The sequence below is a fragment of the Stenotrophomonas sp. genome (assembly GCF_031995405.1).
Lineage (GTDB): Bacteria > Pseudomonadota > Gammaproteobacteria > Xanthomonadales > Xanthomonadaceae > Stenotrophomonas.
Map to the genome: position 1 here is coordinate 1 of NZ_DAMAGC010000181.1, position 5,723 is coordinate 5,723.

Consider the following 5,723-nt stretch of genomic DNA (forward strand, 5'->3'; position numbering starts at 1 on the left):
GGCTCGGCTCTACCCCGCCCCGCCTCACCCCACCCCACCGGTAGAGCCGAGCCATGCTCGGCTGATCGCCCACCGCAACGCCCCATCCGCGTGTAGAGCCGAGCCATGCTCGGCTGATCGCCAGACGACATCACACCGATTTCCGACAGCAGATCAGGCACCACGCCGATCAACGCGCGGCTGCCAGACAGGCAACGTGTGGCGATGGTCAGCCCGCGACTGCAGATTGGACGTCACTCCCAAATCGCCCAGGTCTATGCGATCACCACCGTGACGCGGGGTAGAACGCGTCTTTTCGCGGTGCCCGAAAACGCCGCGGTCATCATCGATGCTCTTCGATTTGTCGAAGGCGCGAAACGTACCTGTTCACTGGCGTGGGTGGTGATGCCGGACCATGTGCACTGGATGTTCCAGTTACGCAGCGGGACGCTTGCCGCTTGTATGCAGATGTTCAAATCCCGCAGCGGCCGTCTGCTGAACCAACGGCTCGGACGCGGGGCGCCGCTGTGGCAGCCGGGGTATTTCGACCACGCGGTGCGGTGCGATGAATCCCTCCGCCGGCAGGCGGTCTACATCGCTGCCAATCCGGTTCGAGCGGGGCTGGCGGACACATTGGGGAAATACCCCCATGCATGGTGCCGTTGGCCATTGGAAGAATGACCTCGACAAGCAGCCGAGCATGGCTCGGCTCTACCATTCGTCGCGACGCGCCACCGCCCTTTGCCGGGGTAGAGCCGAGCCATGCTCGGCTGCACCACCATTCGTCGCGACGCGCCACCGCCCTTTCCCGGGGTAGAGCCGAGCCATGCTCGGCTGCACCATCATTCGTCGCGACGCGCCACCGCCCTTATCCGGGTAGAGCCGAGCCATGCTCGGCTGCCCCACACCCGGCCGGTTCTACCAGCGCGGTGCTTTGGTCAGCGGCGGGGCCTGGTGCTGGCGGTCATAGGCGCGCAGCTCGTCACGGATATGCGCGACGCGCTGGCGACCGAGCGTGGCGCGGCTGTCGTCCAGCACCACGCCGTCGAGCAGTTCGCCCATACGCTGCACGGTCGGCAGCATCTTTTCCCACGCGTCCAGCGCGGTCAGCGGCGCCGGCAGGGTCAGGAAGAAGGCGATGGCCGGGGTTTCCATTTCGCGGATGTTGGCCATGTCGAAGCTGCCCGGCTTCATGATGCTGGCCATGGAGAAGATCGGGCCGCGTTCGGGATGGCCTTCGACCAGGCGGTGGAACACGTTCATGTGGCCAAACACCAGGCCGGTTTTTTCCGCCGCCACCACGATGTCCTCGCCGCGCAGCTGTTCGCCGGCGCGGGCGGCGACAAACAACGACACGATCTTGTCGAAATCCTGGTTGGCGCGCTTGCCCAGGTCACTGGCCGCGGCGCCATCGACGTCAGGCAGGCCCAGCTCGGGCTGGGTCACGCCGTCTTCGCCGACCACGCCGGCGGTACCGGATTCGGGGTTCTCGCCGTCGCCCAGGCTGGGCTCGCGGCGCTGGCCGGTGCTGCCCTCGGGCGCATCGACGCGACGGCCCTGGGATTTTTTCTTGGGTCGGCCAAACAGGAAGATCGCAGCGATCAACAGCAGGCCGGCGGCCAGGATGCCGATGCGGAGCAGTGCCATGTCGGACATTCGGGGGGTCTCCGGCTAAATACGTTCAGATAAGCATGGCACGTCAGGCGGCGCCCGCCAATCGTGCGGCTTCTTCAAGGTCCACGCTGACCAGGCGGCTGACGCCCGGTTCGCGCATGGTCACGCCCGACAACTGGTGCGCCGCTTCCATCGTGGCCTTGTTGTGGCTGACAAACAGGAACTGCACTTTCTCACTCATCTCCTTGACCATATTGGCCAGTCGGCCGACGTTGGCTTCGTCCAGCGGCGCGTCGACTTCGTCCAGCAGGCAGAACGGCGCCGGGTTGAGCTGGAAGATCGCAAACACCAGCGCCACCGCGGTCATCGCCTTTTCGCCACCGGACAGCAACGAGATGCTCGACACGCGCTTGCCCGGCGGGCGCGCCATGATCGCTACACCCGTGTCGAGAAGGTCTTCACCGGTCAGTTCCAGATAGGCATGGCCGCCGCCGAACAGGCGCGGATACAGCTGCTGGACGCCGGCATTGACGCGGTCGAAGGTGTCCTTGAAGCGGCCCCGGGTTTCGCGGTCGATCTTGCGGATGGCATCTTCCAGCGTTTCCAGCGCGGTGGTCAGGTCGGTGTTCTGCGCATCCAGGTAGTCCGAGCGCTGCGCGGCTTCGCCGTACTCCTGGATCGCGGCCAGGTTGACCGGCTCGAGCCGGCGCATGCGCCCGTCGATCTGGTGCACGGCCTGCTCCCACTCGGTGATGCGGGCGTCGTCGGGCAGGCTGTTGATCACGTCCTGCAGCACGAAACCGGCCTTTTCCACCGATGCGGTGAGCTGGTCGGCACTGAGCACCAGCGCCTGCTGGTCGAGCTTGCGCTGGGAAATGCGCTCGCGCTGGGCCAGCGCCTGCTCGTCGCGCTGGTGGCGGGTCTGTTCGAACGTACGCAGCTCGGCATCGATGCCGTCGAGCAAGGTACGCGCCTCCGCCAGCACGCGGTCGGCACGCACGCGTTCGCCGAGCGCGTTCTGGTGTTCGGCTTCCAGCGCCTGCACCGGTGAATCGCCGTCATCCAGCTGCGAATGCAGCTCACCCAGGCGCGAATCGAGCTGCCCGCGCTGGGTGCTCATGCGCTCCAGCGCCTGGCTCAACGCACTCACCTGGGTGCGCTGGGATTCCAGCGTCAGCGCAAGCGAGTGCGCACTGTCGCGCACGTTGCGGGCCGCATCACGGGCCTGGTCGCGCGCGTCGGTGAACTGGCGGCGCTCGGCCTCCAGCGCGTGCCGCACCGATTCCAGATCGCCCATGCTGCTGACCGCATCATCCAGGCGCGAGCGCGCTTCGCGCACCTGCTCGCGGCCGGCATCGAGGGTTTCCAGCAACTGCGAGAGCTCGCCTTCGATGCGGTCGATGCGGGTGCGCGCGGCCTCGACCTTGCCCTGCTGGCTCTGCAGCTGGCCACCCAGTTCGGAGACGCTGCGGTGGGCCAGATACAGCTGGCGCTGCGCGTCTTCGCGCTGCTGTTCGCCAGCCAGCAGCTGGTCACGGAAACCAGCCAGACGCTCTTCCAGTTCGGCTTCGCGCTCCTGCAGGCTGTCGATCTGCTCGCGCAGGGTGACGATCTCGCGCTCACGCAGCAAAGCGCCCTGTTTGGCCGCGCCGGAGCGCGAAACGCGCACCCAGCCTTCGCCCAGGCGTTCCCCGCTGCGGGTGATGACCGAATCGCCCTCGCCCAGCGTGGCCTGCAACGTGCGCGCCTGGTCGAGGTCTTCGGCGGCGTGCAGACGCGCCAGCAGGCGACGGATCGCGGTCGGCCCCTGCACCTTGGCGGCCAGCGAGGTCGGTGCGACCTGCAACGCGTCCTGCGCATCGGAGACCAGCGCGATGCGCCCTTCGCCGAGCTCGGCCAGTTCGCCGACCAGGCGCTCGGGCGCATCGACCAGCACACCTTCGATCAGCTGGCCAAGCGCGCTCTCGACCGCGTTTTCCCAACCGCTTTCAACCGTCAGCCGCTCGCCGACGCGTGCGCCGGAATCCAGCCCGCGTGACTTCAGCCACGCCACCGCCGCGCCCTGCTCCTGGCCGAGCGCAGCCTGCTGCAGGGTTTCCAGCGAGGACAGGCGACCGCGCGCGGCCTGCGCCTGCTTGCGGATGTCGGCCAGTTCGGACTGGCCGCTGCGCTGGCGGTCCTGCAGCCCGGCCACGGCGTGCTTGCGTTCTTCAACCTGCTCGTTGAGGCCGTCCAGCGCGGCCTTCTGGGTCTCGTGCTGCAGTTGCAGTTCTTCGAACACCTGCGCCAGCGCATCCAGGTCCAGCCCGGCGCGCTCGGCGGCCAGCGCCTCGCGGCGGCGATCGGCTTCGAGCACCTGGCGGTCGAGGTAATCCACGCGCGTGCGTTCGACTTCGCCGGCGCGCGAGGCTTCGGAGGTATTGCGGGTGTGGGCTTCCCAGCGCGCCTGCCAGTCGGCCAGCCGGGCCTCGGCGTCGCGCAGGGCTTCCTGCTTGATTTCGTTTTCTTCCTGCAGCTGTTCGAGCTGGGGCTCGGCCAGTTCGACCGACTCGCGCAGCACCTGCAACTTGGCTTCGTCGCCACTGATGTGGTGGCCCAGTTCGGCCAGCGCCTGCTGGGTTTCGTCGCGGGCCTTGTGCAGGCGCTGGGACATTTCGCGCTGATGCTGGATCTGCTGTTCGAGCCGGGCCAGCGTACTGCCGACCTGGTAGACCTCGGCCTGCGCGGTACTCAGCGCATCGGACGCTTCCTCGCGACGGACGCGGCTGGTTTCGATGCGCGCTTCGGCGTCGCGCTGTTCGGCAATCAGCTGCTGCAGGCGGGTTTCTTCCTGCGAGAGCGCTTCGCGCAGGCCGCCCAGGCGTTTGTCCAGGCCACGGAATTCAAGCGCCTTCCACTCGGCATCCTTGACCTTGCGTTCTTCCTGCAGGGCTTGGTACTGCTCGGCCTGTCGCGCCTGGCGCTTGAGGTGTTCGAGCTGCTTGCCGATTTCTTCGCGCAGGTCGTTGAGGCGGTCGAGGTTCTCGCGGGTGTGGCGGATGCGGGTCTCGGTTTCCTTGCGGCGTTCCTTGTACTTGGAGATGCCGGCGGCCTCTTCCAGGTAGACGCGCAGGTCTTCGGGGCGGGCTTCAATGATCTGGCTGATCATGCCCTGTTCGATGATGGAGTAGCTGCGCGGCCCCAGGCCGGTACCCAGGAACAGGTCGGTTATGTCGCGGCGGCGGCACTTGGTGCCGTTGAGATAATAGTTGCTGCTGCCATCGCGGCTGACCTGGCGCTTGACCGAAATCTCGTTGAACGAGGCGTACTCACCGGTGATGGTGTGGTCGGTGTTGTCGAAGATCAGTTCGACGGTCGCCTGCGAGACGGGCTTGCGCGCGGAAGAGCCGGAGAAGATGACGTCGGTGAGCGAGTCGCCGCGCAGGCGGCTGGCCGAGCTTTCGCCCATGACCCAGCGCACGGCGTCGATGATGTTGGACTTGCCACAGCCATTGGGGCCCACCACGCCGGTCATGTTGGTCGGCAGGTGCAGCGTGGTCGGGTCGACGAAGGATTTGAAACCGGACAGCTTGATCGTGGACAGACGCATGGCGTGGTTGGTTTCCGGGGCAAGGGCCTGAAGCGACCCCCGCCAGGGTGGATGTCGGGGCGATTACCACCCTCAAGCCATTGATGTTGCTGGGTTTCAATGGCCCCAAGGGCGACGCGATAGCCTGAGTATAACGGGGGCGGTGTTTGGCGGGGGTGGGGTGGTTTTTAGAGGCGTAAAGGCTTTGAAGCGTTAGAGCCGAAGCCGAAGCCGAAGCCAAAGCCAAAGCACGGTTTCTGCCTTCTGCCGATTGCGGTGCGGTATGGGTGGGGGCGCGGGACACGCCGTGAACCCATCCCTGGGGGCTCGCGGGCGCCATCCATGGCGCCCGACGGTCCCGCGCCCCCACCCATACCACCCCGCCGATAGAAGGCTGGTGGCCATGGGAGCGGCAGAGCCAAGCGCGCCTGCGTCTTGCGATCCTGTGAGAGCCATCTGGCTATACGTCTTGCGACCATGCGAGAGCAATTTGATAAGGAGGGCAGGAGGGAGAGGAGGGGAAGGAGCATGTTGTAGAGCCACGCCATGCGTGCCTACCGTT

3 protein-coding genes are annotated in these 5,723 nt (G+C 66.5%); 1 reads left to right on the plus strand and 2 read right to left on the minus strand.

The window, feature by feature from the left end; translation table 11 throughout:
- Nucleotides 1-204: 204 nt before the first annotated feature.
- Nucleotides 205-660, plus strand: coding sequence for a transposase (locus tag RTO53_RS19215; protein ID WP_312239277.1), 456 nt, complete (start codon nt 205-207; stop codon nt 658-660).
- Nucleotides 661-897: 237 nt separating this feature from the next.
- On the opposite strand, the gene zipA is transcribed toward RTO53_RS19215, so the two are convergent.
- Entirely contained in the window at nt 898-1,635 is a 738-nt protein-coding gene (gene zipA, locus RTO53_RS19220; protein ID WP_312239278.1) for a cell division protein ZipA, read from the minus strand.
- Between the two features lie 43 nt (nt 1,636-1,678).
- Nucleotides 1,679-5,182: a chromosome segregation protein SMC gene (smc, locus tag RTO53_RS19225; RefSeq protein WP_312239279.1), complete on the minus strand. Its 3,504-nt coding sequence runs from the start codon at nt 5,180-5,182 to the stop codon at nt 1,679-1,681.
- Between the last annotated feature and the right edge of the window lie 541 nt (nt 5,183-5,723).

Coding starts and splice junctions, on each gene's coding strand:
- RTO53_RS19215 (WP_312239277.1), top strand. CDS start 205: ATGGTCAGCCCGCGACTGCAGATTGGACGTCACTCCCAAATCGCCCAG.
- zipA (WP_312239278.1), bottom strand. CDS start 1,635: ATGTCCGACATGGCACTGCTCCGCATCGGCATCCTGGCCGCCGGCCTG.
- smc (WP_312239279.1), bottom strand. CDS start 5,182: ATGCGTCTGTCCACGATCAAGCTGTCCGGTTTCAAATCCTTCGTCGAC.